The 274-nt window shown below is 38.0% G+C and carries 1 protein-coding gene; it reads left to right on the top strand.

Annotation, left to right across the window (positions count from 1 at the left end; genetic code table 11):
* Positions 1 to 274: hypothetical protein (locus tag SB725_RS31145; protein WP_410923258.1), on the top strand; the 274-nt coding region annotated here is incomplete at both ends.

Here is a 274-nt window from a genome sequence, read left to right as displayed (position 1 = left end):
CTGTAGCCATACAGGATCAAGAACTACCTGTAGAAAATACAACCAACTTTGAAAGTATAGACTTCGATTTACCTATTACTCAGAATGATAGTACTAATGCAGTAGACCATCAGCCAATTGAAGAAAATAATAACGATACTGCAATAAGTGAGCCTGTCGACAGCTTAGAGTTATCAGACAAAGTCGGCAATGTTAGTCCTATTACCGAAAATCCGAATGATAGCTTTGATCTGACCCTCAGCGATTTAGAGAACGATTTCAATGCGTCTAATAC

It is taken from the genome of Pseudomonas sp. SIMBA_041 (genome assembly GCF_046535095.1).
GTDB classification, from domain to species: Bacteria; Pseudomonadota; Gammaproteobacteria; order Pseudomonadales; family Pseudomonadaceae; genus Aquipseudomonas; species Aquipseudomonas mucoides.
The sequence above is the reverse complement of the archived record's forward strand: the minus strand, read 5'-3'. Positions and strand labels throughout refer to the sequence as shown.